Source organism: Planktothrix tepida PCC 9214, from assembly GCF_900009145.1.
Lineage (GTDB): Bacteria > Cyanobacteriota > Cyanobacteriia > Cyanobacteriales > Microcoleaceae > Planktothrix > Planktothrix tepida.
On the sequence record NZ_LN889932.1, the window covers coordinates 1 to 1,622 of the forward strand.

At 40.1% G+C, this 1,622-nt stretch carries 1 protein-coding gene; it reads left to right on the forward strand.

All coding sequences use genetic code 11. From position 1 onward, the window contains the following. Positions 1-1,622, forward strand: a 1,622-nt coding sequence (locus tag PL9214_RS29860) for a Tn3 family transposase (RefSeq protein ID WP_139295241.1), incomplete at both ends; no start/stop codon positions are given.

Sequence of the window (1,622 nt, forward strand, 5' to 3'; positions counted from 1 at the left end):
CGTAAAATCATTATTCCAGCTATTTCTACGGTAGAGCGTTTAGCCTGGGAAGTCAGGCATCGCGCTCAAAAATTAGTATGTGTTGAGTTGACTAAAAATTTGACACAATTACAAAAGATAGCACTGGATAAGTTATTAGTTGTAGCCCCAGATCAAAAGCTGACTGAATTAATTTGGCTACGTCAACCACCAGGTCAAGCTAATCCGAGAAACTTTTTAAAAGTTGTGGAACGCCTGGAATTTATTCGCCGTCTTGCTCTCGACTCTGGATGTTTAAAACGAGTACACCCAAATCGGCTACTACAATTTACAAAAATTGGTGCCAAGTCTACGCCTGCTCATTTATCTAGGTTAGATGAATTGAGACGCTATGCTATTTTAGTTGCTTTCCTAATTGAATGGAGTGCATCCTTGGTTGATTATGCCATAGAAATGCACGATAAAATGATGGGTAAATTGTTTAACAAAAGCGAGCATCAGCATGGCGATAAGTTTCAACGGGATGGGAAAGCAATTAATGAAAAAGTCAGATTATATGCTCAAATCGGCAAGGCGTTAATCTCAGCTAGAGAAGAGTCTGATGATGCTTATCAAGCCATTGAATCGGTATTAGCTTGGTCACAGTTTATTAGTAGTGTTGCCGAAGCTGAAAAGTTAGCTAGACCCGCAGATTTTGATTATCTTGAACTGCTCACTCACCGTTATTCACAGTTGCGAAGATATACACCTAAGTTGTTAGAGACGTTTGAATTTAAAGCTGTTTCGGCTAGTTTGTCGGTAATAAAAGCTTTGGAAGTGATTAAAGAATTAAATAGCTCGGGTCGCAGGAATGTGCCGGAAACTGCGGACATAAGTTTTGTAAAACCGCGTTGGTCAAAGCACGTCATTAAGGGCAATACTATTGACCGTCACTACTATGAGATGTGTGCTTTGGCTGAGTTACGCAGTGGTTTACGTTCTGGGGATATTTGGGTAGTCGGCTCAAAACAGTTCCAAGATTTTGAAGATTATCTATTAACGGATAGTGCATGGCAGTCAATGAGTTCTTCTCAGACAATACCTCTGGCAGTAACGACGGATTTCACTACTTATATTGAACAACGCTCAGTGGAATTGACCTCACAATTAGCAATTGTTTCTTCTTTGATGGCAGAAAATAAGTTGGTAGATGTTAGAATAGAAAACGAGCGGTTAGTTATTACTCCCCTGACTAATGCTGTCCCGAAGCAGGTTGATGAATTTAGTAGAAAACTTTATGCTTTACTGCCTAGAATTAAGCTGACTGATTTGTTGGTGGAAGTTGATTCTTGGACGCATTTTACTAGGCATTTTACGCATTTACATTCAGGAGCAGAAGTAGAAGAACGGGTTGTTTTGTTGAGTGCGCTACTGGCTGATGGGATTAATCTGGGTTTAACGAGAATGGCAGATGCGATTCAAGGAATGTCTTTTGAACGTTTAGCTTGGGTGGCAGATTGGTATATTCGAGATGAGACTTATTCTAAGGCTTTAGCAGAAGTTGTAAATTTTCACACACAAATACCTTTTGCTGCTTATTGGGGTGATGGGACAACTTCTTCTTCTGATGGTCAGCGATTTAAAGCGGGTGGACATCGCAGTTT